The sequence below is a fragment of the Halobacillus sp. A5 genome (assembly GCF_024189315.1).
Taxonomy (GTDB): domain Bacteria; phylum Bacillota; class Bacilli; order Bacillales; family Halobacillaceae; genus Halobacillus_A.
This window is the reverse complement of the sequence record NZ_JAIZEO010000001.1, coordinates 674923-692618: the sequence shown is the minus strand read 5'-3', so window position 1 is coordinate 692618 and position 17696 is coordinate 674923. Positions and strand designations below refer to the sequence as shown.

At 40.8% G+C, this 17696-nt stretch carries 17 protein-coding genes; 15 read left to right on the top strand and 2 right to left on the bottom strand.

What is annotated here, in order from left to right; translation table 11 throughout:
- Nucleotides 1-67: 67 nt before the first annotated feature.
- The 3 genes from LF822_RS03660 (at nucleotide 68) to mutL (ending at nucleotide 5270) form a co-directional block, all read left to right on the top strand.
- Entirely contained in the window at nucleotides 68-640 is a 573-nt protein-coding gene (locus LF822_RS03660; protein WP_253922598.1) for an outer spore coat protein CotE, read from the top strand.
- 177 nt (nucleotides 641-817) lie between these two features.
- Nucleotides 818-3379: a DNA mismatch repair protein MutS gene (mutS, locus tag LF822_RS03655; RefSeq protein ID WP_253923450.1), complete on the top strand. Its 2562-nt coding sequence runs from the start codon at nucleotides 818-820 to the stop codon at nucleotides 3377-3379.
- Nucleotides 3380-3434: 55 nt separating this feature from the next.
- Nucleotides 3435-5270: a DNA mismatch repair endonuclease MutL gene (mutL, locus tag LF822_RS03650; RefSeq protein WP_253922597.1), complete on the top strand. Its 1836-nt coding sequence runs from the start codon at nucleotides 3435-3437 to the stop codon at nucleotides 5268-5270.
- A gap of 59 nt (nucleotides 5271-5329) precedes the next feature.
- Here mutL and LF822_RS03645 read toward each other — a convergent pair whose 3' ends face one another.
- Complete coding sequence (locus LF822_RS03645; protein ID WP_253922596.1) at nucleotides 5330-5689, bottom strand: helix-turn-helix domain-containing protein; 360 nt, start codon at nucleotides 5687-5689, stop codon at nucleotides 5330-5332.
- Nucleotides 5690-5879: 190 nt separating this feature from the next.
- Between LF822_RS03645 and miaA the strand changes: the two genes are divergently transcribed.
- From miaA to glnA, 7 genes are all read left to right on the top strand, one after another.
- Nucleotides 5880-6815, top strand: a complete 936-nt coding sequence (gene miaA, locus LF822_RS03640) for a tRNA (adenosine(37)-N6)-dimethylallyltransferase MiaA (RefSeq protein ID WP_253922595.1) — start codon at nucleotides 5880-5882, stop codon at nucleotides 6813-6815.
- Between the two features lie 38 nt (nucleotides 6816-6853).
- Entirely contained in the window at nucleotides 6854-7081 is a 228-nt protein-coding gene (gene hfq / locus LF822_RS03635) for an RNA chaperone Hfq (protein WP_253922594.1), read from the top strand.
- A gap of 137 nt (nucleotides 7082-7218) precedes the next feature.
- Nucleotides 7219-8148, top strand: a complete 930-nt coding sequence (locus tag LF822_RS03630; RefSeq protein ID WP_253922593.1) for an AAA family ATPase — start codon at nucleotides 7219-7221, stop codon at nucleotides 8146-8148.
- A 29-nt stretch (nucleotides 8149-8177) separates the two neighbouring features.
- Nucleotides 8178-9413, top strand: coding sequence for a GTPase HflX (gene hflX / locus LF822_RS03625; RefSeq protein WP_253922592.1), 1236 nt, complete (start codon nucleotides 8178-8180; stop codon nucleotides 9411-9413).
- Between the two features lie 4 nt (nucleotides 9414-9417).
- On the top strand, nucleotides 9418-10665 hold the full coding sequence (locus tag LF822_RS03620; RefSeq protein ID WP_253922591.1) for a methionine gamma-lyase family protein: 1248 nt from the start codon (nucleotides 9418-9420) through the stop codon (nucleotides 10663-10665).
- A gap of 113 nt (nucleotides 10666-10778) precedes the next feature.
- Nucleotides 10779-11183: a MerR family transcriptional regulator gene (locus tag LF822_RS03615; protein ID WP_253922590.1), complete on the top strand. Its 405-nt coding sequence runs from the start codon at nucleotides 10779-10781 to the stop codon at nucleotides 11181-11183.
- Nucleotides 11184-11205: 22 nt separating this feature from the next.
- Nucleotides 11206-12537, top strand: a complete 1332-nt coding sequence (gene glnA / locus LF822_RS03610; RefSeq protein WP_253922589.1) for a type I glutamate--ammonia ligase — start codon at nucleotides 11206-11208, stop codon at nucleotides 12535-12537.
- Nucleotides 12538-12643: 106 nt separating this feature from the next.
- Here the strand turns inward: glnA and lexA are convergent, their stop codons facing one another.
- Nucleotides 12644-13267, bottom strand: coding sequence for a transcriptional repressor LexA (gene lexA, locus LF822_RS03605; RefSeq protein WP_253922588.1), 624 nt, complete (start codon nucleotides 13265-13267; stop codon nucleotides 12644-12646).
- A 306-nt stretch (nucleotides 13268-13573) separates the two neighbouring features.
- Here lexA and LF822_RS03600 point away from each other — a divergent pair, with 306 nt between their 5' ends.
- The 5 genes from LF822_RS03600 to LF822_RS03580 all read left to right on the top strand — a co-directional run bounded on the left by LF822_RS03600 (nucleotide 13574) and on the right by LF822_RS03580 (nucleotide 17581).
- Nucleotides 13574-14227 carry a YneB family resolvase-like protein gene (locus LF822_RS03600; protein WP_253922587.1) on the top strand — a complete coding sequence of 218 codons (654 nt, stop codon included), beginning with the start codon at nucleotides 13574-13576 and terminating at the stop codon, nucleotides 14225-14227.
- Nucleotides 14228-14303: 76 nt separating this feature from the next.
- Nucleotides 14304-14537 (top strand): DUF896 domain-containing protein, encoded by a 234-nt coding sequence (locus LF822_RS03595; protein WP_253922586.1) that lies wholly within the window; start codon nucleotides 14304-14306, stop codon nucleotides 14535-14537.
- Between the two features lie 170 nt (nucleotides 14538-14707).
- The gene (tkt, locus tag LF822_RS03590; RefSeq protein ID WP_253922585.1) at nucleotides 14708-16714 is read left to right on the top strand and encodes a transketolase; all 2007 of its coding nucleotides are present in this window, start codon (nucleotides 14708-14710) and stop codon (nucleotides 16712-16714) included.
- 145 nt (nucleotides 16715-16859) lie between these two features.
- Complete coding sequence (gene sirA, locus LF822_RS03585) at nucleotides 16860-17279, top strand: sporulation inhibitor of replication protein SirA (protein WP_253922584.1); 420 nt, start codon at nucleotides 16860-16862, stop codon at nucleotides 17277-17279.
- A 74-nt stretch (nucleotides 17280-17353) separates the two neighbouring features.
- Complete coding sequence (locus LF822_RS03580; RefSeq protein ID WP_371925817.1) at nucleotides 17354-17581, top strand: YneF family protein; 228 nt, start codon at nucleotides 17354-17356, stop codon at nucleotides 17579-17581.
- The last annotated feature ends 115 nt before the right edge of the window (nucleotides 17582-17696 follow it).

The window sequence follows — 17696 nt, the reverse complement described above, 5'->3', positions numbered from 1 at the left end:
AGAATATTGTTCACCATTTGCCCAATCCCGCATAGGATGAGTGGTAGAATAAGGAGGAGTGTTTCCTATGTCATTTTTCGAACGCGAATACAGGGAGATTATTACGAAGGCTGTTTGTGGAAAAGGAAAAAAATTCGTTGAAGCTACTCACACGATCAGTCCTTCGCATCGTCCGACCAGTATACTTGGCTGTTGGGTGATTAATCATATTTACAATGCGAAGAAAAAAGGGGAGCATGTAGAAGTTTCCGGCAGTTATGATATCAACGTCTGGTATTCGTATAACGATAATACGAAAACAGAAGTTGTAACAGAACGCGTCAACTACTGCGATAATGTTCCTCTCGTTGTAAAAGACGACAATTGCATCAGTGATCATGTAGAAGTAATTGCTAAAGCGGTGCAGCAGCCTAATTGCCTAGAATGTAAAATCGCCGCCCAGGGTCAAAAAATTGTCGTTGAGGTGGAAAGAGAATTCATAGTGGACGTTATCGGCGAGACGAAGCTATGTGTTCGAGTAGATCCAGATGGCTGTGATGATGATTGTGATTTTGATTTTGAGCTATCATCCGATGATTTTTCAGGGATAGAAACTGATTTTCTGCCAAGCAGCAGTAGCAGCAGCCATCATAAAGATTAATATGCATGTCCTTGCTGACTCAGCGGGGCATTTTTTTTTGAACCAAAAAAGGGATTTTTTATGGAAGGTTCAGTTGGTTCATAGAGGTTGAGCCTGTGTGATATAATGACTCTATCTGTAAAAGAAGTAATTATAATGTCGACAGCACCAATCTATGTTCGTTTTGGAGGATTTTATATGGCTCAATACACACCCATGATACAGCAGTATTTAAAAATAAAAGCCCAGCACAAGGATGCTTATTTGTTTTTTAGATTAGGCGATTTTTATGAAATGTTCTTTCAGGATGCTTTATCCGCCTCTCAAGAACTTGAAATCACGTTAACCAGCCGGGATGGAGGAGGAGAAGACAGAATTCCTATGTGCGGGGTCCCCTATCACTCGGCTGAAAATTACATAAAACAGTTAATTGAGAAGGGATTTAAAGTAGCAATTTGTGAACAAGTAGAAGACCCTAAAGACGCCAAAGGTGTTGTGAGAAGGGAAGTCGTGCAACTAATAACCCCTGGTACCGTTATGGAAGGAAGTATGCTCGATGAAAAAGAAAATAATTATTTAGCATCTGTCAGTGAATTTGAAAATGGGACATATACTGTAAGCTATAACGATTTGACAACTGGAGAAAACAGTATTGCTTTATTATCCGAAGGCTTTGATGCCGTACTAAGTGAACTGTTTAATCGCCCGGTGAAAGAAGTGGTTATCGATTCTTCATTTGATGAAGCAAAACAGCAAATGTTTAAAGACAGGCTCGGCTTTACCGTGTCCTATAGTGACACCACAGCTGTTGATAAAGAATTTATACCCTTAGTAAAAGATATTCAAAAAGAAGAATGCATCGAAGGCTTCGGCCGTCTATTAAATTACATCCAGACTACACAGAAGCGCTCTCTTGACCATCTCCGCCCTGTCAAAAAGATTGAACTAAAAAAATACATGTCACTCGACATGTATTCAAAGAGAAATCTTGAATTGATGGAAACTATGAGAAAGCAAGGGAAGAAAGGCAGTTTACTTTCAGTGATGGACCGGACGATGACGGCTATGGGGTCACGGTTATTAAAAAAATGGATGGAACGTCCGCTGCTTTCAAGTAAAGAAATTTTAACGAGGCATAATCAGGTAGAGGGACTGCTTGAACATTTTTTTGAAAGAGAAGCTCTCCGCGAACAGTTGAAATCCGTTTACGATATGGAGCGTCTTGCAGGGAGAGTGGCTTACGGTAACGTGAATGCACGCGATTTAATCCAGTTGAAAGAATCGCTGACAGCGGTACCTGGACTGCTTGAGACGCTGCACCAGTTCAATCACACGGCTGTCAATCATCTCTATGAAGCTATTGATCCCTTATCTGAACTGAAAGCATTATTGGAAGAAAGTCTAGTTGATGATCCCCCTATTCAAATAAGTGAAGGCGGGATGATACAAGATGGCTGTCATTCCCAACTTGATGAGTATCGTGATGCTTCAAAAAACGGTAAACAGTGGATTGCCGAATTAGAAGCCAGGGAGCGAAGAGAGACCGGTATCAAATCCTTGAAAATAGGCTATAATCGAGTATTTGGCTATTATATTGAAGTAACAAAAGCTAATATTGCCCATCTTCCTGAAGGAAGGTATGAAAGAAAGCAGACGCTTACCAATGCTGAGCGGTATATAACACCTGAACTTAAAGAAAAGGAAGCTTTAATTTTAGAAGCGCAGGAAAAAAGTGTAGAACTTGAGTATGAACTGTTTATAAAGTTAAGAGAGAAAGTAAAACAATTTGTGGGGAAACTGCAAATCTTAGCCGGGCAGGTCAGCCGCATAGATGTGCTCCAGGGATTTGCACAGCTGGCTGAAGAGCATGACTACAGGCGTCCGGAGTTTAACGATCAGCGGATTGTAGATATAAAACAGGGAAGACATCCGGTAGTGGAGCAGGTTATGGGAAGTGAAACGTTTGTTCCTAATGATATTTTTATGGACGAATCTAATGACATCTTATTAATTACAGGTCCAAATATGTCGGGGAAAAGCACGTATATGCGCCAGCTGGCTCTGACTTCTATTATGGCCCAGATGGGAAGCTTTGTCCCTTGTGAGCAGGCAGAGCTCCCGGTCTTTGATCAAATATTTACACGAATTGGAGCTGCTGATGATCTAGTTTCCGGCCAGAGTACGTTTATGGTAGAAATGCTTGAAGCAAATCACGCGCTCACCCATGCCACGGAAAACAGTTTAATTCTGCTCGACGAAATAGGGAGAGGTACAAGTACTTATGATGGAATGGCTTTAGCACAGGCTATTGTAGAGCATATCCATGAAGAAATTCGAGCGAAGACTCTCTTTTCGACTCATTACCATGAGCTGACTTCGTTAGAAGCACAGTTAACTCGTTTAAAGAATATTCATGTTAAAGCAGAAGAATATGAAGGAAACGTAGTTTTTCTTCACCAAATTCAAGAAGGAGCAGCGGATGAAAGCTATGGTATTCACGTGGCAAAGCTGGCTGATTTGCCATCTTCTCTAATCGACCGGGCAACGAGGCTGCTTCAGGAATTGGAAAGTACTCCTAAAGAAGAGAAAAGCAGCTCCGAGCAGTTGAGCCTGTTTGTAGAAGATGAGAAAGCGAAACCCGCAGCTAAATCTTCTGAAGTGGAAACCAGACTGAAAAGTTTAGATTTAATGCAAATGACACCGATGGATGCTATGAATGAACTTTATCAGATGCAGAAAAAAGTAAAGCAGAATTATTAGCGCCATTCTGATTAATTTTTGATAAGCTGTTGAAAATATAGAAAGGAGGATAAATATGCCGAATATCCAACTGATGGCTGATCATTTAGCGAATAAGATTGCAGCCGGGGAAGTGGTTGAGCGACCATCCTCCGTCGTAAAAGAACTAGTGGAAAATTGCATCGATGCAAATAGTACGTGGATCGAAATTGAGCTTTATGAAGCTGGTCTGCAAAGGATTAGGGTGAAGGATAATGGAGATGGTATGGGTGAGGAAGATACAAAGCGTGCTTTTTTCAGGCATGCCACTAGTAAAATTCAAGACGAGAATGATTTATTCCATGTCAGAACGCTTGGATTTAGAGGAGAAGCACTTGCCAGTATTGCTGCCGTAAGCAAGTTGACTATTCAAACGTCAAACGGCGGACAAGCAGGTACCAAACTTGAACTTGCAGGTGGGGAAGTTATATCAGAAGGCAGAAGTGACGCCCGAAAAGGTACCGATATTGTGGTGGATGAACTGTTTTATAATACTCCCGCCCGCTTGAAATATATGAAAACGATTCATACAGAGCTTGGTCATATTACAGATGTGCTTAACAGAATGGCACTGGCCCATCCTGAAATCAGATTTACGTGCAAGCATAATGATAAAGAATTATTCCGGACGAATGGACGCGGTGAGCTTCTTCAGGTGGCCTCCCAAATTTATGGTGTGAATGTAGCGCGGAAAATGATCGCTGTTCAGGCAGAGACCAAGGATTTCCATGTTCAGGGCTACATTGCCAAGCCTGAAGTTTACAGGGCTTCAAGAAGTTACATTTCAACTATTATAAACGGGCGTTATATTAGAAATGTTGTGATGAATAAAGCAGTGCTGCAGGGATATCACACTTTACTTCCTATAGGTAAAAGTCCTATCGTTATATTAAATATCGAAATGGATCCGATTCTTGTAGATGTAAATGTACATCCAGCTAAGCTTGAAGTGCGGTTTAGTAAAGAAAAAGATTTATTTGAGTTATTAGAGCATACAATCCGGGATGCTTTTCGTACCCAGACGTTGATTCCTGAAGTAGAACATAAGCCACCAAAGAAAGAGAGCCCTTATCAAAGGCAGGGAAGTCTCGAATTGTATGAAAAGTCTTATGACTGTATAAAAGAACCTGCTTTTACACCACCTGTTCAACAAGAAGGGGAGGGGAGAGAAGGTACAAAGGTAAATCCGTCTTTAGAAAAAGAGGAAAAGTTCGAACTTCCCATAAGAGATGAAACGTCAGAAGAACCTCCGTTGAGAGAAACGGAAAGAGAAGAAGCTTCTTCAGGAAAACGAGTGCCGGTTATGCACCCTATAGGACAGCTGCATGGAACTTATATTCTTGCTCAAAACGAGGAAGGGATGTACATCGTGGATCAGCACGCTGCACAAGAGCGCATAAAGTATGAATACTTCCGGGACAAGATCGGAAATGTGGAACATGAGGTCCAGGAGCTATTAGTACCACTCACCTTTGAATTTCAAAGAAAAGAAGCTTTAAAGATCGAAGAGTACAAAGATGAATTGGAAAGGGTCGGGCTTTTCTTTGAAGCGTTTGGAGGAAACGCTTATATTATTCGATCACATCCCCAATGGTTTCCAAAGGGATTAGAAGAAGAGATCATCCATGATATGATTGAACAGCTTATTAAGGAAGATCAAATTAATGTGGCAAAATTGAGAGAAGAGGCTGCCATTTTAATGTCATGTAAACGGTCGATCAAAGCAAACCATTATTTGAACTATAATGATATGTTTGAGTTACTTGAAGAACTGAGAAACTCCACAGATCCGTTTACCTGTCCGCATGGCAGACCAATCATAGTATTTTTCTCTGAATATGAAATGGAAAAAATGTTTAAACGTGTAATGTAAGTAAACAAAAAAGCGCGGCTCCAAATAAGGAGCCGCGCTTTTTTGTTTACATAATGAAATTATGAGGTTTGTTTTTGTTGTAATAAAAATCGGAAATAGTTCTCAATCTGGTGAATTTCTTCAGGCTGTACTTTCATCCATGACTGCTTATCAAAAATTACTGAGCGGTCGAATCCCCTGTCCTCAAGGAATTGTTTGATCTCCCGTATTTCATCTTCCCTCTCATCGCTTAAACCAAGTAAATAATCCGCCGTTGTATGAAGGGCATTAGCAATTTTGGATAAATCCTCTAAGTCAGGGGAGGTATATTGACGCTCCCAATTCGAAACTACCTGGGGGGAAACTCCAACTTTTTCGGCTAACATCGTTTGAGTTAAACGTCGCTTTTTACGTAAGGTTCGAATTCGCTGATTAACCACTTCATACTCCTCCTTTTCTATATAATATCACAAAACTAACGAAAGTCGATATAAAAACTAACGAAATCTTTGAGTTATACTAACGGAATTCGTTAGTAATGGTAACGGATTCCGTTATTACAGGCCTTGAGGTAGCATTCCATAGGCATTCATGTATAATGGAGTTGAATTGAAAAAAGGAGTGAATTAGGTGAAGCCGCACGTGGTTAGTATTGTAGGGCCAACCGCAGTTGGAAAATCAGAATTAGCTGTAAGAGCTGCTCTGCGATACAATGGAGAAGTAATCAGCGGAGATTCTATGCAGGTTTATAGGACGATGGATATCGGCACAGCAAAAGTAACAAAGGATGAGATGCTCGGGGTTCCTCATCATATGATTGATATTAAAAACCCGGACGATTCGTTTTCAGCAGCTGAATTTCAAGAATGCACAGCATCATTAATTGAAGATATTACGGCTCGAAATCGTCTTCCAATCATGGTCGGCGGAACAGGGTTATACATACAAGCTGCACTGTATGGATTTAATTTTCCAAGTAAAGCACGTAATGAATCTATAGTTGAAAAGCTTGAAAAAGAGTATGAGCAGCATGGGGCACAAGCTCTTCATGAAAGACTTAAGCTTATTGATCCTCTCCAGGCTGATAAAATTCACCCCAATAATATAAGGAGAGTCATCAGAGCTCTGGAAGTGTATGAAACAACAGGTCAAACCTTAAGTGAAAATCATGAGCAGCAGCCGTCAGTCTCCCCGTATTCTCCACATTTCATCGGGCTTGAGATGGAACGTGAAGTTTTATATGAGCGGATTAATTACAGAGTGGACCTTATGATCCAGCAAGGACTAGAAGATGAAGTCCGCGCCCTTTATGATGCTGGGTTTGAGCACAGTCAATCGATGAAGGCAATTGGATACAAGGAATGGATCCCTTATTTTAAAGGCGAGTATGATTTCAATCGTGCTGTAGAGTTGTTAAAAAGAAATTCGCGCCGTTATGCGAAAAGACAGTTTACTTATTTCAAAAATAAGATGAACGTCAGCTGGTATAATGTAGATCCGATGCTAAAAGAAGATGAATTTGAAAAAATTTTGGAGGATTTAGCAGGAATGCTCGAAGAAACCTAGAATGGTAATAATATAGATAGAAAAGAGGAGGAAGATGTATGGCGCAGACTGTAAATATTCAAGACAATTACTTAAATCAATTAAGAAAAGACCGAGTCCAGGTGACCGTGTTTTTACTTAATGGTTTTCAATTAAGGGGTGTCATCAAAGCTTTTGATAATTTCACCGTCCTGCTTGAGACCGACGGGAAACAGCAATTAATATTTAAGCATGCAATTTCCACCTTTGCACCTGCAAAAAATATTGCACTTGATAAAGAGCAATAATACTTGAGATTTTTTATTAAAGCGAATATAAGTACTGAAACGGGCGCATCAATCGCGCTCGTTTTTCTATGAATTTAGGCGATTGTCACGAATCCTTGTTTCCGGCGTATGATACAAGGAAGCAAGGAGGGATTTGTGTGGATCAACAAGCTAGAATAAAAAGCCAAAATAAGATTAATATAGTTCTAAAAAAAGATTATAGAGAAAAAGAGAATGTTGCGGTGCAGGCTGAGCCAAAGGTTCATGCCCCTTATTTTCGGTTTATTGAGAATTATTTTTCATCAATTGTAGGGCTGGAAGATTTAAAACATCAAATTAAAGAAATTTACGCACAGGTTTTAATTGAACAGAAAAGAAAAGAAATGGGTCTGAAAGGTAACCATCAGGTTCGACATATGATTTTTAAGGGGAACCCCGGGACAGGGAAAACGACCGTAGCTAGGAAAGTGGCTCAATTGTTTCAGGAAATGGACGTATTAGAGAGCGGGCATCTTATAGAAGCAGACAGAGGAGAGCTTGTTGGAGAGTACATTGGCCATACTGCTCAAAAGACGAAAGATTTAATAACGAAGTCTCTTGGGGGAATATTATTCATAGATGAAGCTTACTCACTGGCTCGCGGTGGGGAAAAGGATTTCGGTAAAGAAGCTATTGATACATTAGTTAAATGTATGGAGGATTACCATGAGCAGCTGATCATTATCCTTGCAGGGTATCCATTAGAAATGAAACAATTCTTAACGATGAATCCAGGTTTGGCTTCAAGGTTTCCTCTGCAGCTTAATTTTCATGATTATACAGCTGAAGAGCTTTCCGCAATTGCAAAAGTTATGCTTGTTGAAAAGGATTACGCTTTAACACCTCAAGCTGAAAGAAAGCTGTATGATCATTTAGCAATGGTGAGCTGCGATCCTCCTCGAAATTTTGCAAATGCTCGTTATGTACGCAACCTTATTGAAGATGCGGTGCGCAAGCATGCTTATCGTATGGCGAATCGGGTAGACTGGAATAGAAAAGACTTAATGATGTTAGAGCCATCTGACTTTCATTTTGACCTATACCCTTAATACATCAAGGCAAAAAGGTGGTAGTGAATGTGAATAGAGAAAGAGTTATTCTTGTAGCAAGAAAGGAACCCAGACAAGACGAGGAACGTTTTCAGTCTTCATTAATGGAATTAAAGTCATTGACTGAAACAGCTGGAGGGGAAGTCAGTGAAGTGATCGTTCAGAATCGCGAACACGTCCACCCTGCAACTTATTTAGGTGAAGGCAAATTAGATGAGATAAAATCAGCAGCTGATGAATACGAAGCTTCTCTTGTCATCTTTAATGATGAACTGTCGCCGGGTCAGCTGAGAAATATAAGTGACCGTTTAGAACGTAGAGTGATCGACCGAAGTCAGCTTATCCTTGATATCTTCGCAAGTCGTGCCAGAACGAAGGAAGGGAAAATGCAGGTTGAACTTGCTCAGCTTCAATATTTACTCCCGCGTTTGGCGGGTCAGGGTACAGAGCTTTCAAGACTTGGTGGAGGGATCGGGACACGTGGTCCCGGGGAAACCAAGCTTGAAACAGACCGGCGTCACATCCAGAGAAGGATAGACGATATTAAAAGAAGACTGAAAACAGTTGTGAAGCAGCGCGAGCAGTATCGCAAACGAAGAGATGAAAACTTCGCATTTCAAATTGCCATTGTTGGATATACAAACGCAGGTAAGTCTACTCTTTTTAACCGGTTAACTTCAAGCGATTCTTATGAAGAAGATTTACTTTTCGCTACATTAGATCCTTTAACGAGGAAGATTAATCTTCCTTCAGGATTTCAGGCGCTTCTTTCGGATACCGTAGGTTTTATTCAGGATTTACCTACCACCCTTATTGCTGCGTTCCGTTCCACGCTGGAAGAAGTAACGGAAGCAGACTTTATTCTTCATCTAGTAGATGCTTCACACCCTGACCACCTGGATCAGGAGAAAACCGTAAACAAGCTGCTTGAAGATCTAGATGCTTCCCATTTACCGAAGTTGACAGTTTACAATAAAATGGATCTCGTGGACGGTTTGTTTATTCCTGATGCTGACCCTTACGTTACGGCAAGTGTTCAGGATGTGATTGACATTAATCGAATTACAGCTAAAATTGAAACCGTACTCACCGAGGAATGGGAATACTATTATACCTTTGTTGAAGCCTCTAGCGGAAAACAGATACAACAGATAAAAAATCATTCTATTGTTTCTTCGCTGCATTTTAATGAAGAACGGGAGGGCTACTACATTGAGGGGTATATTCACCCGGCACACCCTCTGAAAGCAAGTTTAATTAGTTAGGAAGATGATAGTGAAAGAACTCGTAAAACATGTTGAAAATATGATAATGCCCCAGCATCAGCATGTACAAGCTATTGTTGATGCCAATCAAGAGAAAGTATTAGAAGCCTTCCAAAAATTAAGAGTGTCTGATTCTCACTTTAACCCTACAACAGGGTACGGATACGATGACTTCGGACGTGATAAGCTCGAAGCTTTGTACGCTGAAATTTTTAAAGCGGAGGACGCCATTGTACGCCCTCAATTAATCTCTGGTACCCACGCTATTACTACAGCTCTTTTCGGGGTGCTTCGGCCGGGTGATGAATTATTATATATTACCGGCGCTCCGTACGATACATTAGAAGAGGTTATTGGCGTTTCTAATAAAAAGGATAAAGGTTCTCTTCGTGACTTCGGTATTACATATAAGTCTATTCCTTTGAAGGAAAACGGTGAATTTAATGAGTCTGAAGTGGGTAAAGCTATTAACAGTAAGACAAAAATGGTTGCAATCCAGCGTTCAAAAGGTTATGCCGATCGTCCATCATTTTCACTAATAAAAATAAAAAAAATGATTGAAGCTGTAAGATCAATGAAGAAAGACGTCGTCATCTTTGTAGACAACTGCTATGGGGAATTCGTAGAAGAAAGAGAGCCTTTAGAAGCCGGAGCCGATTTAATCGCTGGATCCCTCATCAAGAACCCCGGTGGAGGGATTGCAAGGACAGGGGGATACATTGCGGGACGGACTGACTTAATTGAACAATGCAGCTATAGATTAACAGCCCCGGGGCTTGGTAAAGAAACAGGTCCGAGTCTGCACTCACTGCAGGAAATGTATCAAGGAATATTTTTAGCTCCTCATGTGGTTGGAGAAGCATTAAAAGGAGCTATATTCACTTCTAAGCTTCTTGAGGAAAAGGGATTTCTTACTTCCCCATCCTTTGAAGAAGAACGTACTGATTTAATACAATCCGTCAAGTTTGACACTCCTGAGCAGATGATTGCTTTCTGTCAGGCTGTTCAGGCTTCCTCTCCAATTAATTCACATGTTACTCCACAGCCAAGTGCCATGCCTGGTTATGAAAGCGAAGTTATCATGGCTGCAGGGACATTTATTCAGGGGGCAAGTCTCGAACTTACAGCTGACGGTCCCATCCGCCCGCCTTTCACAGCTTTTGTTCAGGGCGGCTTAACTTATTCACACGTTAAAATAGCTGTTGTGAAGGCGCTGGAGAATAGTTTAAGCCTTACCTCAACTAATTCGTGAGCTTTTGACGAAATTTTTTAAAAATTATGATGTGAAGTTTTGTCACATTTGTTGACATATTATCGACTTAACGTATAATGAAGGTAGAATTTCTGTTTGGGGGTGGCAAATCGATGAGTGACGAAATTCGTCGTTCCATGCCGTTGTTCCCGATGGGGATTGTGCAATCACTAACTGATCTTTCAGCCCGGCAAATCAGGTATTATGAACAACATCAGCTTGTAAATCCAGCAAGATCAGAAGGCAACCGCCGACTTTTCTCGTTTAATGATGTTGATCGTCTGCTTGAGATCAAGTCGTTAATTGAGAAAGGCGTTAACATGGCTGGAATTAAGCAAGTATTGTCAATTACTCATCAGCCGGAGAACGAACCTTACGATGAAAAAGAAGTGGAAGAAGTTCATAATGAACTTACCGACCGCGAGCTTCGTCGTATGCTGCAACAAGAATTATTCACCGCGGGAAGACAAGGAAAAATGAGTTTAAGGCAGGGAGAAATGTCAAGATTCTTCCATTAATTGCTGCATTAGGAGGAGTAGAATGGGACTAACAAGAGAAGAAATTTTCAAGAAAATTGATGAAGAAAATGTAAAATTCATCCGTCTGCAATTTACAGACATGCTGGGCACAATTAAAAATGTGGAGATTCCGCTAAGTCAGCTGGATAAAGCGTTAGACGGGATGATGATGTTTGATGGATCTTCAATCGAAGGCTTTGTTCGTATTGAGGAATCTGATATGTACTTAGTACCCGATCTGGATACATTTGTTGTCTTTCCATGGACTTCAGAAAAAGGGAAAGTGGCCCGTTTTATTTGTGATATTTATAACCCTGATAAAACGCCTTTCGAAGGCTGTCCTAGATACAATCTTAAGCGTAACCTTAAGAAGATGGAGGAGCTTGGATTTTCTGCGTTTAATATTGGTACAGAGCCTGAATTCTTCCTGTTCAAATTAGATGAAAACCATGAGCCGACGCTGGAACTTAATGATAAGGGTGGATATTTTGATTTAGCACCTACAGATTTAGGTGAAAACTGTCGTCGTGATATCGTTCTGGAATTGGAAGAAATAGGGTTTGAAATTGAAGCGTCCCACCATGAAGTTGCTCCAGGTCAGCATGAAATTGACTTTAAATATTCTGATGCTGTTAAGCATTGTGACGATATTCAAACCTTTAAATTAGCTGTTAAAACAATTGCTCGTCAGCACGGGCTTCATGCTACTTTCATGCCGAAGCCATTGTTCGGTGTAAATGGTTCCGGTATGCATGCAAATATGTCATTATTTAATGAAGGCGGCAATGCTTTCTTCGATGAAAATGGTAAAGAGCAGTTATCCGATGTAGCTTACCAGTTTACAGCAGGGATCATTAAGCATGCTACAAACTTTACAGCTGTTACCAACCCTACTGTTAACTCTTACAAGCGTCTCGTGCCGGGATATGAAGCCCCGTGCTACGTAGCCTGGTCAGGACAAAACCGCAGCCCGTTAGTCCGCGTGCCAACTTCCCGCGGATTAAGCACCCGTATTGAAGTACGCAGTGTAGACCCGGCGGCAAATCCTTATATGGCAATGTCCGTATTGCTTGCTGCAGGCTTAGATGGCGTGGAAAACAAGCTTGAAGCCCCATCTCCAGTTGATCGTAACATTTATGTTATGAACAAAAAGGAACGTGAAGCTCATGGTGTTCAGGACCTTCCTGCTACGCTTTATGATGCATTAGAAGAGCTTCAAAAAGATGAAGTTATGGTTCACGCTTTAGGTGAGCACTTATTTGAGCACTTCCTTGAAGCTAAGGAAATTGAGTGGGATATGTTCCGTACGCAAGTGCACCCTTGGGAGAGAGAGCAGTATCTACAGACTTATTAATTGCACACCACACCCCTTGTCCTAATGACAAGGGGTGTAACTTTACTTAAAAAAAGCCTCACGTTCTTAAAAATAAGAACGTGAGGCTTTTTTTAATTTTTAAACCTTAATGTACTGTACGGTACAAACCAACGACCCTGCCTAATATAGAAACATCGTTTAAAATAATTGGATCCATCGTTGCATTCTCAGGCTGCAGTCGAATGTGATTTCTTTCTTTAAAGAAGCGTTTCACTGTAGCTTCTTCATCTTCAGTCATGGCGACTACGATGTCCCCGTTGTCGGCCGTCGTCTGCTGTCTGACAATTACCATGTCCCCATTTAATATTCCTGCCTCAATCATACTTTCACCCTGTACCACCAAAACAAATGTATTATCATCCCCTCCGGCTAAAGAGTCGGGAAGCGGCACGTACTCTTCAATATTTTCAATTGCAGTAATTGGAGAGCCAGCCGTTACTTTACCGATAACGGGTGCGTAGGCAGCTTCTGTGCGGGGTATACTTGAATCTTCTTCCAATTCAATTACTTCTATTGCTCTTGGTTTTGTTGGGTCTCTACGAATAAATCCTTTCTTTTCCAACCTTGATAAATGACCGTGAACAGTAGAACTTGAAGCTAGCCCGACGGACTGCCCAATCTCCCTTACGGATGGCGGATACCCTTTTAACAATACTTGTTCTTTAATGTAATCTAGTATTTCTTGCTGCCTTTTTGATAGTTTACTCATATTTAAACACCTCGAACATAGGATTATAGTAGTTTCATTTTATCATGAGTTTTCAAAAAATACAAACAAGCGTTCGAAAAAAGTAGTTGACAGGAACGTTAGTTCGTATATAATAAAATTAACAAACGCGAACAAACGTTTCCAAGAACGCTTGTTCTAAAAAGGGAGAGTGTTTGATATGTTCAATAAACTTTCAAAACTGGACGTCACGTACATTTTATTATTTGCAGCGAGCTTAGCTTTCTTATACTATTCCATGGTAACTAGCGTGTAAGCGCAGAAGCTTTATGAAAAGAGGAATGGAAAATGAAAGCTATCTTATATTGCAGAGTAAGCACCGACAAAGAAGAGCAGGTGAGCTCTCTTTCAAGACAGAGGTCAGAATTAACAGTCCTGGCTGAAAGTAAATCAGTTGAAATTGTTGATTGCATAGAAGAAAAGGCAAGCGGATATGAGATTGAACGCGAAGGTGTATTCCGTATGCTTGACCAATTCTCAGAGAAACGTGCAGATGTGTTATTCATTCAAGACGAAACAAGACTCGGACGGGGAAACACTAAAATAGCCTTGTTTCATCAGCTTCAGAAGTTAAACGTTAAGATCTTCTCGCTTACAGATTATGGTGAGCTTACCATGTCTGAATCCGACTCTATGGTGTTGCAAATAGTAGCGATCGTTGAAGAATATCAGCGGAAAATTCATAATATGAAAATTCGACGGGGAATGAAGAAAGCGGTAGAAAATGGTTATAACCCCCACAGCAACCTTTCCAATCAGCACTTATCACCAGGAAGGGAAAGGGTAGAGTTTCCAATCGAGGAAGTAGTTAGACTTAGAAGCAATAAGCTTACCTTTAATGAAATTGCAGCAACTCTGAGAGGCCTCGGGTTTGAGGTTTCCAAGGCCACTGTACATAGAAGGTACAAGGAATATGTCTCGCTTGAAAAACAAGACGAGTAGCGTTATTATATATAAAGGCAAGCGTCTAATCGGCACTTGTCTTTTCTTTATATCCTCTTATAAAAGGAGAGTTCTTATGATTTCCAATGAAAAATTAAATCGAATTAATGAATTGTCTCATAAATCTAAAGAACAAGGGCTTACTCAGCAGGAAAAAGAAGAGCAGCAGAAGCTTAGACAGGAATATTTGAATAATGTCCGCAAATCCTTCAAAAATCAGCTTAAAGGAATGACGGTCGTTGATCCTGAAGGTAATGATGTAACGCCTGAAAAGTTAAAACAAATGCAGGAAAACGAGAAAAAACATTAATATACGGTTAACCGCACTTATTCCAGTGCGGTTTTTGTTTAATTTTAATCCCTCAAGGGAAGGTTAAATGAGTGACTTTCAAAGAAAATCCGTTGTGAAACTTGTCACGTACTTCATTTCATTATACGATAATACATGGTACATACGCGAAGTAGAAAGGGGAATTTATTTTGGAAAACAGTATTGAACAGAAATCTATTAATACGATACGAACATTGACGATTGATGCCGTAGAGAAAGCTAACTCAGGACACCCGGGTATGCCGATGGGAGCAGCTCCTATGGCTTATACTCTATGGACTCAATTTATGAACCATAATCCTGAGAACTCTGACTGGTTTAATAGAGACCGGTTCGTGTTATCTGCTGGTCATGGATCTATGCTGTTATACAGCCTGCTTCACCTTTCCGGTTATAATGTCTCCATTGATGACCTAAAGGAATTCCGTCAGTGGGATTCGAAAACTCCGGGGCACCCGGAATTCGGCCATACCGATGGAGTAGAGGCTACAACAGGGCCGCTTGGACAAGGTCTTGCCATGTCCACTGGGATGGCAATGGCAGAAGCGCATTTAGCTGCAAAATATAACCGCGGTGATTTCAATGTCGTGGATCATTATACTTTTGCTATTTGCGGTGATGGAGACCTAATGGAAGGCGTGTCTCAGGAATCAGCTTCTTTAGCAGGTCATTTAGGTTTAGGAAAACTTATCGTGCTGTATGACTCGAATGACATCTCTTTAGACGGAGATTTAAACCGTTCCTTCAGTGAAAGCGTGGAAAAGCGTTATGAGGCATACGGATGGCAGGTTATCCGTGTTGAGGATGGAACGAATATTGACGAAATTACAAAAGCCATTGAGAATGCTAAGCAAAACACGGATCAGCCGACAATGATTGAAGTGAAAACAGTGATTGGTTATGGTTCGCCGAATAAATCTGGGAAGTCTGCGTCACATGGTGCTCCTTTAGGTGGAGATGAAGTAACTGCAACTAAAGAATATTACAAGTGGAACCACGAACCATTCCACGTACCTCAAGAAGTGTACGAAGACTTCAGTCAAAAAGTTAAAGAAAACGGTTCTAAAAAAGAAGCTGAGTGGAATGATCTGTACAGCGAATATGAACAGGCGTACCCTGAGCTTGCGCAGGAGCTTAAATCAGCGAAAGAAGGTAAACTCCCTGAAGGATGGGAACAAAGCTTACCTGTCTTTGAACCCGGCAAAGATGAGCTGGCCACTCGGGCAGCATCTGGTGAAGTAATTAATTCACTATCCAAAGCAATCCCTTATTTCTTTGGTGGAAGTGCTGACTTAGCTGGTTCAAATAAAACAGCAGTAAAAGAAGAGGAAGATTTTTCCCGTCATAATTACGCAGGGCGAAATATTTGGTTTGGTGTACGTGAATTTGCTATGGCTTCGGCTCTGAACGGAATGGCACTTCACGGCGGTTTAAAAATTTACGGCGGTACATTTTTCGTATTTAGTGACTACCTCCGTCCGGCACTGCGTCTATCCGCTATAATGAATCTCCCTGTTAATTACGTATTAACTCATGATTCTGTTGCAGTAGGGGAAGACGGGCCGACTCATGAACCTATCGAACAGCTCTCTTCACTACGAGCAGTTCCTAACTTATGTGTGGTTCGGCCGGCAGATGGAAACGAGACTAGTGCTGCCTGGAGATTGGCATTAGAATCAAATACTACACCTAATGCTCTTGTATTGACTCGTCAAGGTCTTCCAACACTCGAAGGTACTAAAGAAAAAGCTTATGAAGGTGTAAAACGCGGAGCTTATGTACTTGTCGATTCGGATAAAGAAACGCCGGATGGAATTCTATTAGCTTCAGGTTCTGAAGTGCAACTTGCCGTAAATGCACAAAAAGAGCTAAAATCAAAAGGTCATGACGTTCGTGTAGTAAGTGTTCCGTCCTTTGATCGTTTCCATGCACAGGATGAGGATTACAAAGAAGCGGTACTGCCTGACAACGTTCGAAAACGTCTAGCTGTGGAAATGGGTGCTTCCTTTGGATGGGAACGTTATGTAGGTCTTGATGGAGCGGTTATTGGAATTGACCGTTTTGGAGCTTCTGCCCCAGGAAACACCATTATCGAGAATTTTGGGTTCACTGTAAATAATGTCGTGAAACAAGCAGAGAAGTTATTAAACCAATAGAAAGACAGGCTGCTGCATCCCCCTGGGTGCAGTAGTTTACTGTTAAGAAAGAAATTTTGACAAAACAATTTCTTGGACGTGGACATAATGTGACAAACTACTCCTCCCTTGTTCGTTATAATTTTTTAAAAGGGGGGATGGTCACATGCAGTTTACAGTCTATGCAGTAAAACGCGAAGTTAGTGAAAACTATTACTATAAAGTAGATCTGCTGAAAAGGTTCTTTGAAGAATGTCAAGGCAGCATAAGGACAAGTAATTATATGCAGCAGCTTATGCAGCAGCTGGATTACATAACGACCCATTTCTCTTTCTATGACTGGCTTAAAAAAATTCATGAAAACCATATAAATTTGAAAGAGAGATTATTCGATTGTGAAATAAATTGTGATATACTAGATGGTAAGAATTGCTGTTGTCTATTTCAGTGTGACAGCCTCTGGCAGGCAGAAAGGGTTTTATTTCAACCGCTAAGAATGTGTGATCAGTCGTTTTTTATTATTGAAGAAAGCGGAGAACATTACGGATGGATTTCCCCTCTTATACGTCAGCGTCTGTTATCGTAAAATGCTCTATTGTATTCCTTTGAGCATTTTACTATACTGTTATGGGAGACAACACGAAGGAGGAAGACGTTGATATGACTTTGGGCATCGTATGGGTAATCATCATTGCGGTTTTAGCTCTAGTTGGTGGCGTAGCCTTAGGCTTCTTCATTGCTAGAAAGTACATGATGAACTATTTGAAAAAGAACCCGCCGATTAATGAACAAATGCTGCGCACGATGATGATGCAGATGGGCCAGAAGCCTTCGCAGAAGAAGATCAATCAGATGATGCGTGCAATGAACAACCAGCAGACCAAATAACAATTGCTTCAAACATTGATATAACAAGGTTTGAGCTAAGTATATTATTCTAAATATGGATGTGAAAAGGTGCAATTTTAGTACATGCTTAATCATCCTTGGCGATCTCAGAAGA